We start from the raw sequence: 23,974 nt of genomic DNA on the forward strand, positions 1-23,974 counted from the left end.
CTCTGAACTGTGGTGCGACACTGAGGCCAGGCACCGCCCCTGCGGCTAAACACTGACCCTGTGGCGAGGGAGCTTGCTCCCGCTGGACTGCGCAGCAGGCCCATTTTTTGGCGCCGCTCCGCGCCCCAACGAGAGCAAGCTCCCTCGCCACAACAAGCTCCCTGGCCACAGGTTTCTCGCTGTACGGTCAACTCCGTTCACAGTCTTTGACAGTTTCCCGACAAAGCTGTCAAAGATTGCCCGCCGGCACCCGCCTAGCATGGGCGCATCCAATCTCCCCTCGGGTGCTCCCATGTTTCGTTCGCTGTCGCTGTCGCTCACTTCATTCTGTCTGCTCCTGCTCTCCCATTCCGTGCATGCCGAAGACTGGCGCTACAGCCTGCGGGCCGGCGCTGCCAGTGTGCCGCGTTACAGCGGCAGCGATGAACGCGTCGTGGCGCCGCTGCTGGGTGGAAAAATCGTCAGCCCTTACGGTGTCTTTCTCGACACTCAAAAGGGTCTGGGCTGGGCCTTTGACGAGGATGACTACGGCCTCAGCGTGTACGTCGGCGCCAGCGATGTGCGCAAGGATCGCAAGACCGGGTTCAAAGGTTCGGACGAGCTGGACGGCATGGGCTCGATCAAGTCCCGCCCGGTGTTGGGGCTCGACGGCACGTATCAGATGGGGCCGATCATTCTCGGCGCGAGTTTTGAACATGCGCTGGAAAAGGACGATGACGATGAGGACACGGGTTCAGCCTGGAATCGCTTGAAACTCAGCATCAGCGCGCCGTTTTACGAAGGTGAGCATGGCAAGGTCGTCGGCAGCCTCAACAGTCAGTTTGGCGACGGCGATTACATGCGCACCTGGTACGGCGTCAGCGCGGGTCAGGCGTCGCGCAGTCAGTTTCGGGCGTATGACGCTCATGGCGGGCTGGTGAGTCGCGGGGCGGATTTGACCTGGTCGTTGCCGGTCAATGATCAATGGAATGTGTCGACGGTGCTGGCGGTGCAGTATCTGGCCAAAGAGGCCGCGGACAGCCCGATTGTCGAGCGGCGGATGCAGACATCCTTGGCTGGGCAGGTGGTGTACAGCTTTTGATTTGAGGTGATGCGGATGACGCCATCGCGAGCAGGCTCGCTTGTATGTTTAGACTTGAAGGGGTGGGTGGGACTAAAGCTCGTCATCTGACTCTGACCAGTACAGACCGTGGGAGACTTCGTCCCACCCCTTCACCTAATGCGCCGATAAGGAATGCATCGGCTCGGACCGACGATAGAAACAAGCCAGCGCAACGGTGAACCCCGTCAAGTATCTAAACCCTAGCTCGGAGGGTGTGCCATGACAATCCTGGATTCGCAGGTGGTCGTCGGTGTGGATGTGGCGAAGGACGAGATCGTTATCTATCGATCCGACCTGGAAAAGACCCTAAATATCGCGAACAAGCGATCAACCTTGAAGCAATGGCTCAAGACGCTGCCAGCGCACAGCGCTATCGCGCTAGAAGCGACCAATATCTATCACCTTGATACAACGGAAATGGCCCATGAAATGGGCCATGACGTTTACGTCATCGATGGCAGTCGCCTCAACAAATACCGCGATGGAATAGGCATGAGGGCGAAAACAGATACGTTGGATGCCGAGCTGCTGGCCCGTTACTTGAGCCGCGAATCCGACAGATTGAGGATCTGGAATCCGCCACCGAAGGCTTACACACAAATGAAAAGCCTGCTTCGCCGTCGGGCTCAGTTGGTCCGGGCCTGTGTTGCACTCAAGCAGAGCTGGAAAAACGAATCCTTGCTGAAAGAGCACTTCAACCAGCTTCTGGCCGCCATTGCCCAGTTCGAAAAGATGATTCAGAAAACGCTCAAGGAAATTGCTGAGGAAGGTGGGATTGATGATCAGGTGAAGCGTTGCCAGGCCATCGAGGGCGTAGGGCTCCTGACGGCCACCGCAGCGGCCACTGCTTTTATGCGTGGGGAATTTGCCAACAGCGACGAGTACGTCGCCTTCCTCGGCATGGATCCGCGTGTGAGGCAGTCAGGACAAAAGGATCAAAAGCGCCGACTCTCTAAACGAGGGGACTCGGAGTTCCGGCGCTTGTTTCACAATAGCGCTATGGCTGCCAGCCGTTCGCCGACCTGGAAGCCGTACTACGAACGCTATCTGGCCAGAGGTCTAAAAGGCACTCAGGCCTTGGTTATCCTGGCACGCAAGCTGGCCAGAGTGATGTTTGCCCTGATGAAAAACCAAACCGAATACAAGCCAAATTCTATGTTTGGGTGTTCCCCCCAAACATAGAATCTCCCACATTGGATTTGTAAACGACATAGATCCATTGTGGGAGCGAGCCTGCTCGCGATGGCGTACGCAAGAACGCCACAATTAATCCTGATGCGCCCACGTCATACGAAACGAAGCCCCACCCCACGGCGAATCCGCCACTTCCACCTGCCCGCCATGGGACTGCGACACCCGCCGGACCAGCGCCAGGCCCAAACCGAAACCACCCGTGCGGCGATCACGGCTGGCGTCCAGGCGCGAAAACGGCTCGAAGATTTTCTCCCGTCCGGCCATCGGCACGCCTGGCCCATCGTCATTGACCTGAACTTCGTAATGATCGCCGGTGCGCACCAACGACACTTCCACCCGCGCCTCGGCATAGCGAATGGCATTGCGCAGCAGGTTGATCACCGCCCGCGCCATGAAGCGTGGCTCGATGCGCACCTCATCGACCCGACACTCGACAATCAGCAGCTGCACCCCGGCCGCCTCGGCCTCCAGCGCTACGCTGCCGACCACGCTGTCGAGCCAACTGTTGGCCTGGATATTTTCTCGCGTGATCACCGTGGCACCGCGCTCGAGGCTGGCGTAGGTCAGCAGTTCCGACACCATCTCCTCCAGCTCGCCGAGGTCGGCGTACATGTCGGCAATCAGCTCGCGGTTCCGGGTCGGGTCGGGTTGTTGCTTGAGCTGGTCAAGCTCGAACGACAGTCGCGCAATGGGCGTGCGCAACTCATGGGACACCGCGTTGGTCAGCTCGCGCTGATTGGCGATCAGGCCTTCGATACGCGCGGCCATCAGGTTGAAGTGTTCGGACAGGTCGCGGATGTTCGAGCGCTTTGACAGCTGGATACGCGACGACAAGTCGTTATCGCCGAAACGCTCGGCGGCCAGGCGCAGTTTTTCCAGATCTCGCCAGTGTGGACGCACCCAGAAAATCAACACCAGACCGATCATCACCGCAATCATCAGATAGGCCGTGGCAATGTAGAACGGCATCAGGCTCGGCTCGGCCGGCAGCTTGATGCTGAGCAGTTGGGCGCCGTCGTCAATGCGCGAGATGAACTGCGTGTACTTGTCGCGAAGTACCAGCTGGCCTTGGGCCAACTCGGCTTTCTCCTGATCGGTCAGGGCCAGTTGAGCGCTTTCGACCAGGCTCAGGCCCAAACCATAGTGAGGGCGCACGGCTTCCAGTTGGCGTTCCCGGGCCTCATTGTCGAGGCCGCGCAATTGCTCCACCAGCGACCAGGCCTGACCACGCACCGCCTCTCGGTTGTAACTTTGCATCTGACCGTCGAGCAGCGCATCGAACGTGCGCTCGACGGTTTGCAGCCCCAGGACCAGGCCAACCGTCATCACCAGAAACAGCCCGAGAAATAACCGCAGCATTTACAGCTCCCACGCGAACGGATTGAACAGGTAACCCTTGCCCCAGATGGTCTTGATGCACACCGGTTCGCGAGGGTTGTCCTTGAGCTTGCCGCGCAACTTGCTGATGTAAACGTCGACGCTGCGGTTGAGCCCATCGAAAGCGATGCCGCGCATGCGATTGAGTATGTCATCGCGGGACAGAATCTTGCCGGCGGCGCTGGCCAGCAACCACAGCAACTCGAACTCCATGGTGGTCAACTCGATGCCCTCGCCCGCCAGCCGCACTTCGCGACAACTGCGGTCGATACTCAGATGGCCGAACTCCAGCGCGCAGCAAACGCTGCTGTCCGGCGTTTGCCGACGTTGCAACGCGCGCAGGCGAGCCAGCAACACCGGTGGCTTGATCGGCTTGATCACGTAGTCATCAGCGCCGGATTCCAGGCCGAGGATGTGATCGAGGTCGTCTTCCTTGGCGGTGAGGATGACGATCGGCGTGTCGGACACGCTGCGGATCTCGCGGCATACGTGCAGGCCGCTCTGGCCCGGCAGCATCAGGTCGAGTACAACGATTTTCGGTTTGAAGTCGAGGAAAGCCGCCAACGCGAGGTCACCGCGGTGCACCTGCAACACCTCAAAGCCATGTTGGGACAGGAAATGCGCGATCAGCCCGGAGAGCCTCTCATCGTCTTCCACCAGCAATACTTTGCCAAAACCCAGGTTATCCATAACGAACGCTTGCCAACCCTTGAGTGAAGTGGGCGGCATTATGGCGCCAATCGGTGACGGGACGGTGATGCCAGGCAGCAAAAACCGGCCTCTTGGGCCGGTTTTCAGTGATCTTTCATACTCTTAAGAGTTTTTAACAATTCACGTGCAAAGATTGCAGTCTCGTTCCACTCGACAGCGCCTACAGGAAATGCGCTCCAATGCAGGAGCTGTCGAGTGAAACGAGGCGGCGCTCTTTTGATCTTCACGCCGCAGCAGGGACGCCACTGTGAAAGCGGAATTCCACGTCCGGCGACTCGATCAGCTCCTGCTCGGCGGCACGAACCCGGTCAATCACCTGAGCGATATCCTTGGCGTCACCGTACTGATAAGCCAGTTTCAGATACCCCTGGAAATGTCGGGCCTCGCTTTTCAGCAAACCGAAGTAAAACTTGCCCAGCTCTTCGTCCAGATGCGGCACCAGCGCTTCGAAACGCTCGCAGCTGCGGGCTTCGATGAACGCGCCCACCACCAGGGTATCCACCAGTTTGACCGGTTCGTGACTGCGCACCACTTTGCGCAGGCCCGAGGCGTATCGCCCGGCGGACAACTGACGCAGCTCGATCTTGCGCTTTTTCATCAGGCGCATGACCTGTTCGTGATGCACGAGCTCTTCCCGGGCCAGACGCGACATCAGGTTGATCAGGTCGACGTGGGAGTGGTATTTAGCGATCAGGCTCAATGCCGTGCTGGCGGCCTTGAATTCGCAGTTCTTGTGGTCGATCAGCAAGGTTTCCTGATCGGCCAGCGCGGCCCGGACCCAGCCGTCAGGGGTGCGGCAGCCAAGGAACTCGTGAATTTCGGGAAGGATCATGGGGCTCACGGATAAAGGGTTCAAAACGAAGGGCGCCGATTATACCGGCCCGCCGCCAGACCACCAGTCACGACCGTTGATATGCATCAACTCCCCGGTTGCCTCGCAACAACTATAGTTGTGCAACGCCATGCTTTTTTAACCTCTGGAGATCCCGATCATGCAAGCCATTCGCAGCATTCTGGTGGTCATCGAGCCCCAACACTCGGAAAGCCTGGCGCTCAAACGGGCCAAGCTGATTGCCGGCGTGACCCAGGCGCATCTGCATCTGCTGGTCTGTGACCGCAAGCATGACCACAGCGGCATGCTCGGCGTGCTCAAGGCGGCGCTGCTTGAGGACGGCTACAGCGTCACTACAGAGCAGGCGTGGAACGAAAGCCTGCACGAAACCATTGTCGATGTGCAGCAGGCGGAAGGTTGCGGGTTGGTGATCAAACAGCATTATCCCGACAGCTCGTTGAAAAAAGCCCTGCTGACCCCGGCGGACTGGAAACTGCTGCGCTTTTGCCCGACGCCGGTGCTGCTGGTCAAAACCTCGAAGCCCTGGACGGGCGGCGTGATTCTGGCGGCGATCGACGTCGGCAATACCGATAACGAACACCGCCACCTGCACAACACCATCATCGATTACGGTTATGACATCGCCAGTCTGGCCAAGGCGCATCTGCATGTGGTCAGCGCCCATCCGTCACCGATGCTGTCGGCGGCCGACCCGACGTTGCAGCTGAGTGAAACGATCGAGGCGCGTTATCGTGACCAGTGCAAGGCGTTTCAGGCCGAATTCGACATTGATGATGAGCACCTGCATATCGCGGAAGGTCCGGCGGATGTGTTGATTCCGTACATGGTGCACAAACTGGGTGCGGCGGTGACGGTGATTGGCACCGTGGCGCGGTCCGGGTTGTCCGGGGCGTTGATCGGGAATACAGCGGAAGTGGTGCTGGATGCAGTGGAGAGTGATGTGCTGGTGCTGAAAACGCTGGAGATTGAGGACCATCTGCAGGAGATCGTGTCTCATCATTGAGACTTGCGGTGCATTTGTGGCGAGGGAGCTTGCTCCCGCCGGGTTGCGAAGCGACCCCAATTCGTACGGCGCAGTGTTATCAGGTAATACTCGCCAGCCGATTTGCGACTGCTGCGCAGTCGAGCGGGAGCGCCACAGGACTGAGAGTCAGCCGCCGAAGGCGTCCTTGAGGAAGCCCGGCGCAATGTAGCGCTGGTAATGCGCTTCAGAGAGCAAAAAGAATTCCCGATCAATCGCATCCCGCAGCTCAGGCAGGTTCCACTCGCGAAACTCCGGCAGCAGGACCATCCCGTAGGCGTCCAGATTGTTGATCACCCGCGCCCCGCGAGCGATCAGCTGATAGGCCCAGCAATATTCCGACTGATGCGGCACGAAGCGGATCTTGCGCTGTTCCAGCTGCATTCTCAGCAGCGCCGGATCAAAAATTTCTACCTTGCCGGCCATCACCTGGGACAACAGCTGTTCGAGACGCAGCCATACCGCGCGTTTTTCTTCCTCGTTGTAACCGTTCCAGTGGATCACTTCATGGTGGAAACGCTTGCAGCCACGGCAGACCAAGTCACCGTAAACAGTGGAACAGAGGCCGACGCAGGGGGTCTTGATGGTCTGATTTGGCATAGATAAGAAAAACACGGGAAAGCAGAACAGGCCGGCATGTTAGCCCTTTGTCTGACATTCATCACCCCTCAAAGTGAAAGGGCTGAGGGTCTCTTGGACTTTGGTGCCGGCCGCGTTGCGCGCCTACGTGCGCGAGGTGGCGTCGCGGGATTTGCCAAGGGAACAACCATCAGCGGCATCCCCCGCCTTGCCTTGCACACGCAGGCACACATCGCGACTCGCCACCAAAGTCCAATAGCCCCTCACTTACCTTTAAATTTTTTTTGCCGTAGAATCAGCCAGCCTTTTAAGGCGCCAATGTCCGTTAGAAGCTGTTTTCAAAGCGTCACGAGCACAGTCGTTCCTTCAGAGCGGTGTTGGCGAAGGGTTTTTCCAGCGGGGAAAAGCTCTACGCCAACCCTCATCAGCTCCCCGTTCTGCAGGCGTAAAACTTTGAAAGCAGCTTCTGTAAGGAATTGTCGGTAATTCTGGCTAAGTGGCCCACAACGCCACGCAGCGCATGAGTACGGCAATTTCGGGATGAGCGTCCCGGACACCCATTTGGGACCACTGATGAGGGTAATAACTGTGCTTGAAGCCTACCGCAAACATATCGAAGAGCGTGCAGCACTGGGTATCGTTCCCCAGCCGCTTAACGCCGAACAAACTGCAGGCCTGGTCGAGCTGCTGAAGAATCCCCCGGCTGGCGAAGAAGCTTTCCTCGTTGACCTGATCACCAATCGCATTCCACCTGGCGTGGACGAAGCGGCCTATGTAAAGGCCGGTTTCCTGTCTGCCCTGGCCAAAGGCGAAGCCACCTCCCCTCTGATCGACAAGAAGCGCGCTGTTGAACTGCTCGGCACCATGCAGGGCGGCTACAACATCGTGACCCTGGTTGACCTGCTCGACAGCGCCGAACTGGCTCCTGTTGCCGCCGCTCAACTCAAGCACACCCTGCTGATGTTCGATGCGTTCCACGACGTCGCGGAAAAAGCCCGTAACGGCAACGAACACGCCAAAGGCGTGATTCAGTCCTGGGCTGACGGCGAGTGGTTCCGCAACCGTCCGGTCCTGGCCGACAAGATCAGCCTGCGCGTGTTCAAGGTCACCGGCGAAACCAACACCGACGACCTGTCCCCTGCCCCGGACGCCTGGTCCCGCCCGGACATCCCGCTGCACGCCCTCGCCATGCTGAAAATGGCCCGTGACGGCATCGTTCCGGACGTCCAGGGCGTTACCGGCCCGATGAAGCAGATCGAAGAAATGCGCGGCCAAGGCTTCCCTATCGCTTACGTCGGTGACGTGGTCGGTACCGGTTCCTCGCGTAAATCGGCCACCAACTCGGTGCTGTGGTTCTTCGGCGACGACGTTCCTTACGTGCCGAACAAGCGTGCTGGCGGCTTCTGCTTCGGCAGCAAGATCGCTCCGATCTTCTACAACACCATGGAAGATGCCGGCGCACTGCCGATCGAATTCGACGTCACCAACATGAACATGGGCGACGTGATCGACCTGTATCCGCATGCTGGCAAAGTCTGCAAACACGGCACTGACGAAGTCCTGACCACCTTCGAAATGAAGACCCCGGTCCTGTTGGACGAAGTTCGTGCCGGCGGCCGTATCCCGCTGATCATCGGTCGCGGCCTGACCGACAAGGCGCGTGCCGAATTGGGCCTGGGCCCTACCGATCTGTTCAAACTGCCTGAAGCACCTGTCGACACCGGCAAGGGCTACACCCTGGCACAGAAAATGGTCGGCAAGGCGTGCGGTCTGCCAGAAGGCAAAGGCGTTCGTCCTGGCACCTACTGCGAACCGAAAATGACCACCGTCGGCTCTCAGGACACCACTGGTCCTATGACCCGTGACGAACTGAAAGACCTGGCGTGCCTGGGCTTCTCGACCGATCTGGTGATGCAGTCTTTCTGCCACACCGCGGCCTACCCTAAGCCGATCGACGTGACCACCCACCACACCCTGCCAGACTTCATCATGACCCGCGGCGGTGTTTCCCTGCGTCCGGGCGACGGCATCATCCACAGCTGGCTGAACCGCATGCTGCTGCCGGACACCGTCGGTACCGGTGGTGACTCGCACACCCGTTTCCCGATGGGCATTTCGTTCCCGGCCGGTTCCGGTCTGGTTGCGTTCGCCGCAGCCACCGGCGTCATGCCGCTGGACATGCCGGAATCGATCCTGGTGCGCTTCAAAGGCAAAATGCAACCGGGCGTCACCCTGCGTGACCTGGTTCACGCCATTCCTTACTTCGCGATCCAGGCTGGCCTGCTGACCGTTGAGAAGAAAGGCAAGAAGAACGCGTTCTCCGGCCGCATCCTGGAAATCGAAGGCCTGGACAACCTGAGCATCGAGCAGGCTTTCGAGCTGTCCGACGCCTCGGCCGAACGTTCGGCTGCCGGTTGCACCATCAAGCTGTCGAAAGAGTCGATCACCGAGTACCTGAACTCCAACATCACCCTGCTGCGCTGGATGATCGGCGAAGGCTACGGCGATGCGCGTACCCTGGAACGTCGTGCTCAAGCGATGGAAGCCTGGGTTGCCAACCCTGAGTTGATGGTTGCCGATGCTGACGCCGAATACGCCGAAGTCATCGAAATCGACCTGGCCGACATCAAAGAGCCTGTGCTCTGCGCGCCGAACGATCCGGACGACGCCCGTCTGCTGTCCAGCGTTGCTGGCGAGAAGATCGACGAAGTGTTCATCGGTTCGTGCATGACCAACATCGGTCACTTCCGCGCTGCCGGCAAGTTGCTGGATCAGGTCAAGGGTCAGCTTCCAACCCGTCTGTGGCTGTCGCCGCCGACCAAAATGGATGCTCACCAGCTGACCGAAGAAGGCTACTACGGCATCTACGGCAAGGCCGGCGCACGCATGGAAATGCCGGGCTGCTCGCTGTGCATGGGTAACCAGGCACGTGTAGAGCCGAACTCCACTGTGGTGTCGACGTCGACCCGTAACTTCCCGAACCGTCTGGGTGACGGCGCGAACGTTTACCTGGCTTCGGCTGAGTTGGCGTCCGTTGCTTCCATCCTGGGTCGCCTGCCGACCGTCGAGGAGTACATGGAATACGCTGGCAAGATCGACAGCATGGCGGCTGATGTCTACCGCTACCTGTCCTTCGACCAGATCGCCGAGTTCCGTGAGGCTGCTGCGAACGCCAATATCCCGGTCGTTCAAGCCTAACGTTACAACGCTGTAGAAAACGCCGCCCATCGTGAGATGTGCGGCGTTTTTTTATGGCTGGATGATTGGGGTTTCGTGTACATGTCCGCTCAAAAAAAACGGCCAACCCGCAATGCGGATCAGCCGTCATCAAATCAAACGAGCAGCACCAATCAGGCACTCAGCGAATAAATCAACGCCGAAATAGCCACCAAACCCACCGCCGTCACAAACACATTGGACGCCTGACCACGATAGCGCGCCATCGCCGGCACCTTGCGAATCGCGTACATCGGCATCAGGAACAGAATCGCCGCGATGATCGGGCCACCCAGGGTTTCAATCATCCCCAGAATGCTCGGGTTCAGCGTGGCCACGACCCAGCACACCACCAGCATGAACGCCGCGGTCATGCGATCCAGCGTCTTGGGTGCCGGACGCTTGCCGCTCTTCACAATCAGCCCCTTCAGGCCTTCACTGGCACCGATGTAGTGCCCCAGGAACGACTTGGAAATCGCCACGAACGCAATCAACGGCGCAGCGAAGGCGATGGTCGGGTTGCTGAAGTGATTAGCCAGGTACGACAGGATCGACAGGTTCTGCGCCTTCGCTTCCGCCAGTTGCGCCGGGGACAGGGTCAGCACGCAGCTGAACACGAAGAACAGCACCATCACCACCATCAACACGTGCGCGCGGGACAGGATCTGCGAGCTGCGCTCCTCGGCGTGATCACCGTAGCGACGCTTCTGGTCCACCGCGAACGCCGAGATGATCGGCGAATGGTTGAACGAGAACACCATCACCGGAATCGCCAGCCACAACGTGTTCAACAGCGCCGACGGCTCAGGCAGCGTCGATGCAGTGGTCAGGATGCCGCCATTCCAGTGCGGAACCAGGAACACCGCCAGGAACAGCAACGCCACGATAAACGGATACACCATCAGGCTCATGGCCTTGACGATCACCTGCTCACCGCAACGCACCACCGCCAGCAGGCCGAGGATCAGCACGAACGACAATACGGCGCGCGGTGGCGGCATGATGTGCAGTTGGTGCTCAAGGAAACTGCCGACGGTGTTGGTCAGGGCCACGCTGTAGATCAGCAGGATCGGAAAGATCGCGAAGAAGTACAGCAGGGTGATCAGCGCACCGGCCTTGATGCCGAAGTGTTCTTCCACCACTTCGGTGATGTCCGCCCCTTCTCGTCCGGACAATACGAAACGTGTCAGGCCACGGTGTGCGTAAAAAGTCATGGGGAATGCCAGCAGCGCCAGGAACAGCAACGGCCAGAAACCGCCCAAGCCTGCATTGATCGGCAAAAACAGCGTACCGGCCCCGATGGCCGTGCCAAACAGGCCGAGCATCCAGGTGGTGTCGTGGCGGTTCCAGCCTTCAAGGCTGACAGGTTTCGCCGCTACATAGCGTTCGTTGACGCTATTGGCCTGATCATTCATCCGGTGGGATCTCCACATTCCGGTCAGTTGCTACCCGGTCAGGACGAGTCGGAAAAATCCGACAGGCAGCGCCCTGGCCGAAACAGGGGCGCGATTGTCCGGGATTAATTAGCAGAAGCAAAGACTTAGGTGAGGAATGGTTGTACGGGTCAGATAATAGTGGACGACAGAAACCCTGGGGGATTTGGACTGTCTTCGAGATTTGCTTGACTGCGTTTCATCGCCAGACAAAAAATCCTGCTTGATAAAGGTTGTTCGTCATGTATTTTTAACTGACCGATATTTCTTCCGGAGTAATGCCATGCCCCTGGTTCGTATCGACATCAAAAAGCATCAGGACCCCACCCACGCCAAACGCATCGGCCAGCTGATTTACGCCGCCATGCACAGCGCCATTGGCGTTCCGGAAAACGATAACTTCCAGATACTCGCCGAACACGACGAGCAGCACTTCATCTTCGATCCGCAATACCTGGGGATCGATCGCTCCGACCAACTGGTGGTGATTCAGATCACCCTGAGCGAAGGCCGAACCGTCGATCAGAAAAAACTGCTCTATAAAACCATCGCCGAGAGCCTGAACGCGGAGCTGGCGGTGCGGCTGGAGGATGTATTCATTAATCTGGTCGAAGTGAAAAAAGAGAACTGGTCGTTCGGCAACGGAATTGCCCAGTACGCCCTATGATCACCAGCCATTTAACATTGTGAGCCGCCAATGCCCCGTGTTTCCCGCAAGCAAGCCGAACTCAACCGCGAAATCATCGTCGAGGCGGCCACGCGCCTGTTTCGCGAACGGGGTCTGCATGGTATCAGCGTGATTGATGTGATGGGGGCGGCGGGCCTGACCCATGGCGGCTTCTATGGGCATTTCGAGTCCAGGGAAGCCCTGGCCCAGGAGGCCAGCGGCCGCGCATTCCAGCAATCGACAGACCGCTGGAAAGACTGGATCGCCGCCAACGAAGACAAGAACGCCGCCCGTCAGGCCTTGATCGGCCCCTACCTGTCGGCCGCCAGCCGCGACAATCCGGGCGATAGCTGCCCGGTGGTGGCGTTTGCCGGCGACATGTGCCACGAAGCCGCCGAAAGCGGCCTGCGCCAGACCTTTATGGAAGGCCTCGGCTCATTGCTCGACACCTTCACCCCCCTGATGGACACCGGCGACAACGCCAGTGATCGTCAACAGGCGCTGGTGCAATACGCCCTCATGGTCGGCGCGCTGACGCTCGCCCGCGCCACCCGTGGCGATGCTTTGTCCGATGAAATCCTGGAGGCTGCGCGCACCTTTCTGACGGCGCCATAACCTGCTGCTGCTGTTCCGCTATGATCATCTGGCAGTGTTGCGATCTTTGATCGTTGCCCATGCGTTTTGAAGCCAGCAATCTCTAGGGATATTCAAGCCACAGGAGCCCAGCATGCCCGCAACCGTTCTGGTACTGGTTGAAACGATCAATGATTACTTGCCGATTCTCGAACATCAGGGCTTTCACCTGATTTTGGCGCCTACCCCCGCCGAGCGGGCCGAAGCCATTTCGACCCACGGCGCACGTATCGATGCGGTACTGACCCGAGGCCCGCTGGGCCTGTATGCCGATGAAATCGCCGCGCTGCCGGCACTCAAGATCATTTGCGTGATTGGTGCCGGTTACGAACATGTCGACCTGCAGGCCGCAGCCGACCGGGGCCTGACCGTGACCAACGGCGCCGGGGTCAACGCCTCGTCGGTGGCTGACCACGCGATGGCGATGCTGCTTTCAATGGTGCGCGACATCCCCCGTTGCGACGCCGCCGTGCGCCGAGGCGAGTGGCCGAAAATCATGCGCCCTTCCGTGGCCGGCAAACGCCTGGGCATACTCGGCCTCGGTGCCGTCGGCATGGCCATCGCCAAACGCGCAGCCAACGGTTTTGACATGACCGTCAGTTACCACAACCGCCAGCATCGCAGCGACGTGCCGTACAGCTTCTGCTCGACACCGAGCGAACTGGCCCGCGCATCGGACTTCCTGGTGGTGGCCACGCCCGGCGGGCTCGGCACCCGCAGCCTGATTAACCGTTCGGTGCTGGACGCGTTGGGCCCCAACGGATTCCTCGTCAACATTGCCCGGGCCAGCGTGGTGGTGACCGCCGATCTGATCAGCGCCCTGGAGCAACGACGCATTGCCGGCGCAGCACTGGATGTCTTCGATCATGAACCTCAGGTGCCTGATGCGTTGAAGTCACTGAGTAACGTGATTCTCACGCCCCACGTTGCCGGGCTGTCACCCGAAGCAACCCGGGGCACCGTCGAGCTGGTCGGGCGTAACCTGATGGCCTTCTTTTCCGGCCAACCGGTACTCACTCCCATCGACCTGCCGGCGTCGGCATCGGTGACGCCGCCCGAAAACAAGGCGGTTCTGTAGGGCAATTCAAACAGGTGTATCAAAAGCAATGATTGCCCGGCAACACCCTCACCTATAAGGGCCGATCGTAGTTGTGGGTACGGGGTGTGCGCATTAGATTAGCCAATAGTTTCAGGCCTCCAGAATAAGCAGAAGGGATAAGCATGGCGCTTACTGACCAGTCCACCCGTATCCGCACCGGCGAAGAACTCGATGCCAGCCTGATCGATCCGTACCTCAAGGCCCACATTCCGGGTCTCAGCGGTTTGCCGCAGATCAGCCAGTTCCCCGGCGGTGCGTCGAACCTCACCTACTTGCTGGAATACCCCGAGCAGGAATTCGTCCTGCGTCGGCCGCCGTTCGGTCACAAGGCCAAATCCGCCCATGACATGGGTCGCGAATTTCGCATCCTCAATCAACTGCGCGACGGTTTTCCCTACTGCCCGAAAGCCTACGTACACTGCACCGACGAATCGGTGATCGGCGCCGAGTTCTATGTGATGGAACGGGTCAAGGGGATCATCCTGCGCGCCGAACTGCCACCGGAACTGGGCCTGGATTCGGCGAAAACCGAAGCCCTGTGCAAAAGCTTCATCGACAAGTTCGTCGAATTGCACCGGGTCGACTACAAGGCCTATGGCCTGGGCGACCTCGGCAAGCCCGAAGGTTATGTGGCGCGGCAGATCAAAGGCTGGAGCGACCGCTACGAGAAAGCCCTGACCCCGGACGCGCCGAAGTGGGAAGCCGTGAAGGCCTGGCTCAACGACAAGATGCCTGCCGATCACCCGACATCGAGCATCGTCCATAACGACTATCGCTTCGACAACGTGATCCTCGACCCGAACAACCCGATGCAGATCATCGGTGTGCTCGACTGGGAACTCACCACCCTCGGCGACCCGCTGATGGACCTGGGCAACACCCTCGCCTACTGGATCGAAGCCGACGACCCGGCGCCGGTGCAACTGATGCGTCGCCAGCCGAGCCACGCACCGGGCATGCTGACCCGCCGCGAGTTCGTCGACTACTACGCCCAGCGTTCGGGCATCCAGATCGACAACTTCGACTTCTACTACACCTACGGCCTGTTCCGCCTGGCCGGCATCGTGCAGCAGATCTACTACCGTTTTTTCCATGGTCAGACCCAGGACAAACGCTTCGCGCAGTTCATTCACATGAACAAACTGCTGGAGCAGATGAGCCTGCAGGTCATCCAGAAATCCAGCCTCTGATCCAGGCCATCCAATAAGACTTCTCACAAGGGAATCCCATGTCCAAGACTCAGTTGTTCGACCTCGACGGCAAGATCGCTTTCGTCTCCGGCGCCAGCCGTGGCATCGGCGAAGCCATCGCCAAACTGCTGGCCCAACAAGGCGCCCATGTGATTGTCTCGAGCCGCAAACTCGAGGGCTGCCAGCACGTCGCCGATGCAATCATCGCTGCCGGCGGCAAAGCCACCGCCGTGGCCTGCCACATTGGTGAGATGGAACAGATCAGCCAGGTCTTCGCCGGCATCCGCGAACAGTTCGGCCGTTTGGACATCCTGGTCAACAATGCCGCGACCAATCCGCAGTTCTGCAACGTACTGGACACCGACCTCGGCGCCTTCCAGAAAACCGTCGACGTGAACATCCGCGGCTACTTCTTCATGTCGGTAGAAGCCGGCAAGCTGATGCGCGACAACGGCGGCGGCAGCATCATCAACGTGGCTTCGATCAACGGCATCTCGCCGGGGATCTTCCAGGGCATCTATTCGGTGACCAAGGCTGCGGTGATCAACATGACCAAAGTGTTCGCCAAGGAATGTGCGCAGTTCGGGATTCGTTGCAATGCCCTGTTGCCGGGGCTGACCGACACCAAGTTTGCGTCGGCGCTGGTAAAGAACGAGGCGATTTTGAACACGGCATTGGCGCAGATTCCGCTGAAGCGCGTGGCGGATCCGAGTGAAATGGCGGGGGCGGTGTTGTATCTGGCGAGTGATGCGTCGAGTTATACGACGGGGGTTTCGCTGAATGTGGATGGGGGGTTTTTGTCTTGATTTGTTGGTAGGCAGCGCGCCTGGCAATTGATGCAGTCAGAATCTTGCATTGAGTAAAGGAGCTCCAAATGACAGGAGCTCCTTGCCCTTCTTACGCATTAGCAGGAATAAGTAATATCAGTATCCGAATCATGGAAACACGACCTGTTGCTTCGGTCGTTTTCGCCAAAAGTTCAATGACATGCCTTTCTTTAGGATAATACTTGATTACCACGGAGCTTCCGGTCACCCCGGTTGCGTTAGTTGTTCCAAAACCGACTGGGTGATCAGGTGTAATGAACTCGACGTTAACGCCCGCAACCGGAACCCCTTCCTGCGTAGTCACTTGTACCCCAGGCTTAACGCCCCACCCTGCTCCGGCAATCAATTCCGCAGCGAGTACTTCTGTCGGTGGATAAGGCATAGATATTTCAAGAAATCTGAAGCGCATATTGTAGGTTCCAGCCTTCAACGACACTGGAGTTTCCAAAGCAGTCAAAGATGCCCCTTCCCACTCCGCTTTCACTGAAAACTCGGCATCCACGCCGAGGCACCTCAGCTCCCAAGTGGCCCCTTCTGTCGGATGGACCGCCTGAGAGACACCCGGGGCAGGTGTCATTGTCACCCCGTCAGGCGCCTCAATGCCCCAATCGAGCTTGACTTTGTTATCGGGAGCGCCGCTCTTCGGTATGAGTGTAATGGTATGCCGCCCATATCGTGTCGCATGCGCCTTATCGCCAGGTTTCAATGAATTACCATCGAACTGAACCGTAAAGTAATCCGGCACACCGACCCCCGACAAATGACAGACCGGAACAACGAGTTCACTGGTCATGTTGTTGCCCGCCAGACTCAGTTGAAACTTTCCGATCCCTCTTAAACCGGTCATAGTCCAGCGGTGGGTAGTTTGCTCCTCGCCATAATCGGGTTCACTCGGCAAGCTTCCCTCTTCCAACCCTTCTACTATTCTGCACTTCAGTTTTACGGGATGTCCCGGCAGTGGACTGTCGGTTTTATACCTTAGCGTAAGGACCTGGGGTTGCAGATGCTTGAAGTCGATACCTTCTGGAGGAACAATGTTGCCACCAATCAGTACATCGGCCTCATCCGCCAAATCCGGCGACAACAGTTTGTTAGCATCAATTTTTATGTTGCCCCTGCCGAAATGTTCGCCTGCGAGCTCAAAATGAAACATACCGCTTCTATCCGAAGCCAAGGTGATCGTCCAGGAATGCAATCCGGTAAAGGTTTCCGCCGGGGGGTTGCTGGTCACGAGCGGCGACCGCCCGAGCCACAACCCGACCCCATAACCCGCAATCGGGCTGCCTACCTTGGGGACAAGCGTCAGCGTGTGTACCCCGCCCCTGAAATAAAGTGCGCCGGGCTCCGCATCTTTTCCGTCAATCTGAACCGTTGCCTCATCCGCCAGATTGCGCGACAACACCTTGCTGACAGGAGTCGAGACGCCTGCGGTAAAGCCCGCCCCCGTCAAATCCAGCTTGAACGTACCGCTGTTGTTGGAAGCCACAATCGTCCATGTATGCAACCCGTCCGAAGTCACCACCAGGTCGCCATCCTGCAATCCGCTGAGCAAGGTGGCCGTCAGTTCCAGAGGCCAATCCCGCACGGGACTACCAGCCTTATAGCTCAGGGTGATGGTCCGAGGTTCGTCCCTGAACAACACAGCCCCCTCGACTGGATACGCGACACCGTCTACCCAAACACCCTCCACTTCGTCCGACAGGTTGGCGGACATCACCCAGAACGGAAGCTCCCAAGGCAACACCACATCCGTACTGAAAAGAACCAACATGCCAAGACCGCTTAGCCCATCGTCCGGTGTGACCGTCCAGTTGAACGTTTCGCCGACCGGGCTGACATCGCTTTCAAAAGGCGGGTTTGATACAAGGTTCAAGCCTCCAGACTCTCCCACCCCCAGACGCAACACCTTCGCAATCTCGGGCGCAACTTCGACTCTTAAAGCGTTTGCTCTTCCGCGAGTCAGCCCAATGGGATCGCCCCACATCACTTCCCTGTCATTGACGTACAACTTCGCGTCTTCCCAAGGACTTGTCTCATAAACCTTGATCTCAAAAGACTCACTCACCGTTTTATCGTCATACGGGCTGTAGAATTCTGCCGTGATCGTCTGCTCACCCAATGTTTGAACCGTATGGCTGAACTGGCTTACGCCCGACGTCGATGTCGGTACTGTCGTTGTCGTCCCACCAATCGACCACTTGACCTCAATATTTTCCAGCGCCTGTTTTGTGTAGAACGATCCGACCGTGATTTGGGCCTTTACTGTGTCTCCTATCACCGGCGCACTGATTGGGCTGCGGCTGTCCAGAACCTCACGACGATAGTGCCCCAACCGCATCGAGATTTTGTAAGGCACGGCGGTAAACTCACTTTGAATCGAGTATTCGAAGTCGTGATCGATGCCATCGGCCGGACAGCGGAGCTTCCATTCTGAGCCCTCAGGTTCAAGTTTCTGAAGTTCGCCATATCCAGGGTCGGCGAAGATCAAAGGCGAATCAGCGGAAGCGTGATTGAGGCTCACTCCCTGACTGACCCAAGGACTATCCTCAGCGCCTTCAATTCTGAGCGTATGACTATCGGAGCCATAGCAGAGGTATACGGCTCTTTCGGCTGAACTGGACCTGATCTGGATGGTCATGGCATTTCCTCGAACATCGACAATGGTTGAAAAAGGCCATTCGACTATTCAAGAAAAAACGGGGCTGGGTAACTGTCAAAACTGACAAACCAATAGAACAAAACGCGATAAAAACAGTAAATTTCCTTTCCCTTAACCTTTCAACGCCGAAGCCCCGGTAGTCGACATTGTCAGGATCAAGCATTGAAAAAAGGAGCTCCGAACGACCGGAGCTCCTTGGGTTTACTGAATGCATTGCCGACCGGATCGGCAGGGGTGCCGAACTCCGGGGAAGCGGTGATGGCCAGGTCGCGGGAATCCTCTTTCGTGAGAGATATCTGTCCAGTAAAGGACGAGGGGACTTCCACCCTTATATCGTGTACCTGCCCACGCCACAGCATAATGGGCCCCTCGATCAGTTTGTCGTTGAAGAACAACTTGGCGTCTTCCCAACCATTTGGCCGAGCTGATACAGATTTGATTTCATTGGTCATGACGGTACTCTCAGATATCGAATTGGCCGCTCGAGTATCGAGGAAAAACATTGACTGGGTAACTGTCATAACTGACAGCAATCCAGAGAAAACTGTAATAAAACATGGAACTCCAAATGACAGGAGTTCCTTGCCCTTCTTACGTATTAAGCAGGAGTAAGTAATAACAGTAACCGAATCATGGAAACACGACCTGTTGCTTCGGTCGTTTTTGCCAAAAGTTCAATGACATGCCTTTCTTTAGGATAATACTTGATCGCCACGGAGCTTCCGGCCCCCCCGGTTGCGTTAGTTGTTCCAAAACCGACTGGGTGATCAGGTGCAATGAACTCGACGTTAACGCCCGCAACCGGAACCCCTTCCTGCGTAGTCACTTGTACCGAAGGCTGAACGCCCCACCCTGCTCCGGGAATCAATTCCGGAGCGAGTACTTCTGTCGGTGGATAAGCCATAGGTATGCCAAGATAAGTGAAGCGCATATTGTAGGTTCCAGCCTTCAACGACACTGGAGTTTCCAAAGCAGTCAAAGATGCCCCTTCCCACTCCGCTTTCACTGAAAACTCGGCATCCACGCCGAGGCACCTCAGCTCCCAAGTGGCCCCTTCTGTCGGATGGACCGTCTGAGAGACACCCGGGGCAGGTGTCATTGTCACCCCGTCAGGCGCCTCAATGCCCCAATCGAGCTTGACTTTGTTATCGGGAGCGCCGCTCTTCGGTATGAGTGTAATGGTATGCCGCCCATATCGTGTCGCATGCGCCTTATCGCCAGGTTTCAATGAATTACCATCGAACTGAACCGTAAAGTAATCCGGCACACCGCCCTCCGACAAATGACAGACCGGAACAACGAGTTCACTGGTCATGTTGTTGCCCGCCAAACTCAGTTGAAACTTTCCGATCCCTCTTAAACCGGTCATAGTCCAGCGGTGGGTAGTTTGCTCCTCGCCATAATCAGGTTCACTCGGCAGGCTTCCCTCTTCCAACCCTTCTACTATTCTGCACTTCAGTTTTACGGGATGTCCCGGCAGTGGACTGTCGGTTTTATACCTTAGCGTAAGGACCTGGGGTTGCAGATGCTTGAAGTCGATACCTTCTGGAGGAACAATGTTGCCACCAATCAGTACATCGGCCTCATCCGCCAAATCCGGCGACAACAGTTTGTTAGCATCAATTTTTATGTTGCCCCTCCCGAAACCATGGCCTGCGAGCTCAAAATGAAACGTACCGCTTCTATCCGAAGCCAAGGTGATCGTCCAGGAATGCAATCCGGTAAAGGTTTCCGCCGGGGGGTTGCTGGTCACGAGCGGCGACCGCCCGAGCCACAACCCGACCCCATAACCCGCAATCGGGCTGCCTGCCTTGGGGACAAGCGTCAGCGTGTGTACCCCGCCCCTGAAATAAAGTGCGCCGGGCTCCGCATCTTTTCCGTCTATCTGAACCGTTGCCTCATCCGCCAGATTGCGGGACAGCACCTTGCTGTCGGCTAGCGTTATGCCGGTGGTAAAGTCCGACCCCGTCAAATCCAGCTTGAACGTGCCGCTGTTGTTGGAAGCCACAATCGTCCACGAATGCGGCCCGGCCAAAGTGACCACCAGGTCGCCATCCTGCAATCCGCTGAGCAAGGTGGCCGTCAGTTCCAGAGGCCAGTCTTGCACGGGGCTGCCCGGCTTATAGGTCAGGGTGACGGTCTGAGGTTCGTCCCTGAACAGCACGACACCCTGGGTCGGATAAGGGGCACCGTTCACTTGAACACCGTCCACTTCGTCCAGCAGGTTGGTTGACATCACGCGGCAAGAGAGCACCCAAGGCACCTCCACTTCCTTGCTGATCAGCACCAGCGTGATTCGGCCACTGGCACCATCGCCCGGTGTAATCGCCCATGCGAATTCGCCCTCCACCCAATCGCCAAATCCCGGCGATGAAACAAGATCCAGTTCGTCATCTTCAGCCAATTCCAACCTTATCTGCTTCGCGATATCCGCTGACACCTCCACCTTTACTTGATTTGGCTGGCCGCGGAGCAAGAAAAACTCCTCCCCTTCCTGGAACTCCTGGCCGTTGATAAATAACCTGGCGTTATCCCAGAAGCGTTGTAACGTTGATCCGGCGTGGCGTTCGAAGGTCATGGCGTTATCCCGTTAGTCAGCAGTCGCATTAAAAAAGACTGCTCGACTATCGGAAAAAATGCAGGTTTATGGAACTGTCATATTTGACAGTAAAGTTAGATCAAATCGCGATTAATGCACGATTTGACGAGAGTATCGGTGCCATAAAATAGATTGCGTTACTCGTTTTATAGAATGAGCAAAAGACAACCTTGGCTGCCTTTTTTTTCAAGCGACGGGTAATGATTCAAAATTCGCGAAGCAAAAATTGTTTATCGTCTGGACAAATCAGCAAGCCATGAGTTACAGCGTGTGCTGATTTCACCTGACTTGTGATGACTCATAGCACCGCCTCGACATCCAGGGTGGCATTAAGAAATACCGACCACTCAACTATCGAGACAGTGCATGAATTATGGAACTGTCAGAGTTGACAGTTCGGCTAGAACCAATTGCGATCAAAAGCCAATTTTTCATAAACAACACGCCGCTACTGAGTCACACACCGAGTCAACGTAGTCACTCGTGTGACCTCACCCTCCGCCCTTACATCACCCAGTACATCGGTTTTTTCGGACGTTTCACACGTGCGTTGAGGCATCGGAGGTGGAGCGGCGGGCGGCGGTGGGGGAGGACTGGCACAACCGCCGAGTATCGTTATGCAAAAGGCGAGCGACAATGACGCAAACGTGCATTTCCCAAGACTGTTCATAAACTGACCCGCGATAAGTGATCGACATATTCCGCGACAAACAGCAAACACTACAAAAGTGTGGACCGGTCACGGCAAACAAACGTTCACTTTTCTTATAGGCGGCATGGTTGAGATCGCTTGGCTTTTTCATAGCAAGGATCTAACCGGCACGCGCTATCGGACAGGGTCGGGGCGATGCAGCGTGTTGCTCTCAAGTTCATAACGCAGTTCTTCAATCAGTGCCTCTACCGCTTCCAGAGTCGCAAGCGGGACCCTCAAGCCACTGACTACCAGGTCAACCTGCCCGGAAACCGGGTGATAGAGTTTCACCGTCAACGAGTGATCCCCCGTCAGCGTGCACTCACAAGCCAGCGGCGAAAAACTGCGCTCCAGTTGCAGACGTAATTGCGCCAGGGAAATCATTGCAATTCACCTTGGCGGCGGCGCATCAAACAGTGCGCTGTGAACGTGACCATGTGACGGTTCCTTTTCATGTATCGAAGGGGTTCGCGAAGACTCGTATCGCACCCTTACAGCTTAAGAACCGCCAAGCCCGGTCAGAACATCCATTTGCACTGGCTAATCTAGTGCAATTGCACCTTACCTTTGCCGCTTCGGTCGGCGTTCGCTGGAGAACAATCCGCGCTCGCGCGCCCAGACAATCGCTTCACTGCGACTGTGCACGTCCAGCTTGGAATACACCGTCGAAACATGGTTGCGCACGGTGTTGGGGGCCAGTTTCAGGCGCGCTGCGATTTCCTTGTCAGCCAGGCCTTCGCAGATCAGGCCAAGCACATCGCGTTCACGGGCGGTGAGGTCAGTGAAGGAGACGCTGGGCAATTTCGGCGAGTTGACGCTTTTCACGTTGGCCAGTTTTTCGATCAGCGTACGGCTGAACCAGGACGCGTCTTTCATCACCTCTTCAATCGCGGCCACCAATTCCAGCTCGGTGCGTTTGCGTTCGGTGATGTTCATCAACACCAGCAGGTAGCAAGGGCTGTCCTGAATGTTCACGGTGTCGGCGGAAATCGCGCAATCGATCAGTTCGGTATCTTTTTTACGTACGCTGACATCGATGCGATCCAGGCTGCCGGTTTTCTCCAGTGCCGCAAACAGACGAGTGCGTGCGCCGGTGTCATGGATGAAATCGATCTCGGCGATGGTCTTGCCGAGCACTTCTTCACTCGGATAAGCGAGGGTTTCGAGGAACGCCTCGTTGACGTCCAGCACCACTTGATCACTGGCGTTGCACACCAGGATCGGCACCGGTGTCAGGCGGAAAGCCTTGGCAAACCGTTCCTCGCTCTGGCGAAGGGCAACCTCGGCCTTATGCCGGGGTTCCATGTCGACGAAGGAAAACAACATGCATTCTTCGTCGTTGAGCTCAAGCGGCTGGCCCGCGACGATCACCTGCTTGCTGCCGCCTTCAGGCAATTTCAGCTCGGCCTGCATCTGGGGAATAGTGGCGTGTTCACGCAAGCGCTCGATTGCCAGGTCTTTCTTTTCGGCGCCTTCAAGAATGTCCAGCTCATAGGTCGACACACCGATGACCTGATCGCGGCTGTAGCCGGTCATTTCAAGGAAGCCGGCATTGACCTTGATGTAGCGCAGATCGCTGAGGCGGCAAATCACCGCCGGGGCCGGGTTGGCATTGAAGGTCTTTTCGAAACGCTGCTCGGCGCTGGCCCACTCGGTGACATCGTCCATGATCAGCACCAGCAACTCCGGTTCGCCGCCGCTGTCGGTCAGGACCAGGCTGCGTACGTTGTGGACCCAGGTACGCGCTTCATCGTCGAGCGGAGTCACTTCCACCAATACATCGCTGAACGTATCACCACGGGCCACGCGATTGATCGGGTAGTTGTCGGCCGGCACCGGATGATTGTTGCGATAACGCAAGGCGAAGCGTTTCGCGTACTCCTTGGCATTGGCGCCCAGTTCGCTGATCCGTCTGACACCGTGCATGGTCAGCGCGGCTTCATTGGCCCAGAGGAGGGTCTGATCGAGCTCCAGCAGGATCACGCCGTCGGACAGACCGGCGATGATCTGCTGCAATTGACGGCGATTGGTTTCAGTGGTCAGGACGTCTTGGCTCATTGGATCTCCACAATCGCGGGAGCGCCAACGTGCGGCGCTCTGTGAAGATTACGACCTCAGGGGTT

19 protein-coding genes are annotated in these 23,974 nt (G+C 57.4%); 9 read left to right on the forward strand and 10 right to left on the reverse strand.

What is annotated here, in order from left to right; genetic code table 11:
* The first annotated feature begins 292 nt into the window (after positions 1-292).
* A complete protein-coding gene (locus B723_RS23170; protein WP_017338229.1) occupies positions 293-1,081 on the forward strand; it encodes a MipA/OmpV family protein in 789 nt (262 codons plus the stop codon).
* A 240-nt stretch (positions 1,082-1,321) separates the two neighbouring features.
* Entirely contained in the window at positions 1,322-2,284 is a 963-nt protein-coding gene (locus B723_RS23175; protein ID WP_017341458.1) for an IS110 family transposase, read from the forward strand.
* Between the two features lie 84 nt (positions 2,285-2,368).
* On the opposite strand, the gene B723_RS23180 is transcribed toward B723_RS23175, so the two are convergent.
* The 3 genes from B723_RS23180 to B723_RS23190 form a co-directional block, all read right to left on the reverse strand.
* On the reverse strand, positions 2,369-3,655 hold the full coding sequence (locus tag B723_RS23180; protein WP_017339416.1) for an ATP-binding protein: 1,287 nt from the start codon (positions 3,653-3,655) through the stop codon (positions 2,369-2,371).
* A complete protein-coding gene (locus tag B723_RS23185; protein ID WP_017339417.1) occupies positions 3,656-4,363 on the reverse strand; it encodes a winged helix-turn-helix domain-containing protein in 708 nt (235 codons plus the stop codon). It lies immediately after the preceding gene.
* Positions 4,364-4,607: 244 nt separating this feature from the next.
* A complete protein-coding gene (locus tag B723_RS23190) occupies positions 4,608-5,216 on the reverse strand; it encodes a tRNA-(ms[2]io[6]A)-hydroxylase (protein WP_017339418.1) in 609 nt (202 codons plus the stop codon).
* A 160-nt stretch (positions 5,217-5,376) separates the two neighbouring features.
* On the opposite strand from B723_RS23190, the gene B723_RS23195 reads away from it, so the two are divergent.
* Positions 5,377-6,240 (forward strand): universal stress protein, encoded by an 864-nt coding sequence (locus tag B723_RS23195; RefSeq protein WP_017339419.1) that lies wholly within the window; start codon positions 5,377-5,379, stop codon positions 6,238-6,240.
* A 147-nt stretch (positions 6,241-6,387) separates the two neighbouring features.
* Here B723_RS23195 and B723_RS23200 read toward each other — a convergent pair whose 3' ends face one another.
* Entirely contained in the window at positions 6,388-6,858 is a 471-nt protein-coding gene (locus B723_RS23200) for a DUF1289 domain-containing protein (RefSeq protein ID WP_017339420.1), read from the reverse strand.
* Between the two features lie 567 nt (positions 6,859-7,425).
* On the opposite strand from B723_RS23200, the gene acnB reads away from it, so the two are divergent.
* Entirely contained in the window at positions 7,426-10,035 is a 2,610-nt protein-coding gene (gene acnB, locus B723_RS23205) for a bifunctional aconitate hydratase 2/2-methylisocitrate dehydratase (RefSeq protein ID WP_017339421.1), read from the forward strand.
* 152 nt (positions 10,036-10,187) lie between these two features.
* Here acnB and B723_RS23210 read toward each other — a convergent pair whose 3' ends face one another.
* Positions 10,188-11,468 (reverse strand): serine/threonine transporter, encoded by a 1,281-nt coding sequence (locus B723_RS23210; RefSeq protein ID WP_017339422.1) that lies wholly within the window; start codon positions 11,466-11,468, stop codon positions 10,188-10,190.
* A 301-nt stretch (positions 11,469-11,769) separates the two neighbouring features.
* Between B723_RS23210 and B723_RS23215 the strand changes: the two genes are divergently transcribed.
* The 5 genes from B723_RS23215 to B723_RS23235 all read left to right on the forward strand — a co-directional run bounded on the left by B723_RS23215 (position 11,770) and on the right by B723_RS23235 (position 15,881).
* Positions 11,770-12,153 (forward strand): tautomerase family protein, encoded by a 384-nt coding sequence (locus tag B723_RS23215; protein WP_017339423.1) that lies wholly within the window; start codon positions 11,770-11,772, stop codon positions 12,151-12,153.
* 30 nt (positions 12,154-12,183) lie between these two features.
* Complete coding sequence (locus tag B723_RS23220; RefSeq protein ID WP_017339424.1) at positions 12,184-12,768, forward strand: TetR/AcrR family transcriptional regulator; 585 nt, start codon at positions 12,184-12,186, stop codon at positions 12,766-12,768.
* Positions 12,769-12,880: 112 nt separating this feature from the next.
* Positions 12,881-13,864: a 2-hydroxyacid dehydrogenase gene (locus B723_RS23225; RefSeq protein ID WP_017339425.1), complete on the forward strand. Its 984-nt coding sequence runs from the start codon at positions 12,881-12,883 to the stop codon at positions 13,862-13,864.
* A gap of 143 nt (positions 13,865-14,007) precedes the next feature.
* Entirely contained in the window at positions 14,008-15,075 is a 1,068-nt protein-coding gene (locus tag B723_RS23230; RefSeq protein ID WP_017339426.1) for a phosphotransferase family protein, read from the forward strand.
* Between the two features lie 38 nt (positions 15,076-15,113).
* Positions 15,114-15,881, forward strand: coding sequence for an SDR family oxidoreductase (locus B723_RS23235; protein WP_017339427.1), 768 nt, complete (start codon positions 15,114-15,116; stop codon positions 15,879-15,881).
* A 91-nt stretch (positions 15,882-15,972) separates the two neighbouring features.
* On the opposite strand, the gene B723_RS23240 is transcribed toward B723_RS23235, so the two are convergent.
* From B723_RS23240 to B723_RS23260, 5 genes are all read right to left on the reverse strand, one after another.
* Complete coding sequence (locus B723_RS23240; protein WP_052909707.1) at positions 15,973-18,540, reverse strand: hypothetical protein; 2,568 nt, start codon at positions 18,538-18,540, stop codon at positions 15,973-15,975.
* A 176-nt stretch (positions 18,541-18,716) separates the two neighbouring features.
* A complete protein-coding gene (locus tag B723_RS23245) occupies positions 18,717-19,013 on the reverse strand; it encodes a hypothetical protein (protein WP_144425267.1) in 297 nt (98 codons plus the stop codon).
* A gap of 146 nt (positions 19,014-19,159) precedes the next feature.
* Entirely contained in the window at positions 19,160-21,139 is a 1,980-nt protein-coding gene (locus B723_RS23250; protein WP_052909708.1) for a hypothetical protein, read from the reverse strand.
* An 847-nt stretch (positions 21,140-21,986) separates the two neighbouring features.
* The gene (locus B723_RS23255) at positions 21,987-22,235 is read right to left on the reverse strand and encodes a DUF1652 domain-containing protein (RefSeq protein ID WP_017339429.1); all 249 of its coding nucleotides are present in this window, start codon (positions 22,233-22,235) and stop codon (positions 21,987-21,989) included.
* 177 nt (positions 22,236-22,412) lie between these two features.
* Complete coding sequence (locus B723_RS23260; protein WP_017339430.1) at positions 22,413-23,909, reverse strand: helix-turn-helix transcriptional regulator; 1,497 nt, start codon at positions 23,907-23,909, stop codon at positions 22,413-22,415.
* Positions 23,910-23,974: the final 65 nt, after the last annotated feature.

It is taken from the genome of Pseudomonas fluorescens NCIMB 11764, assembly GCF_000293885.2.
GTDB classification, from domain to species: Bacteria; Pseudomonadota; Gammaproteobacteria; order Pseudomonadales; family Pseudomonadaceae; genus Aquipseudomonas; species Aquipseudomonas fluorescens_B.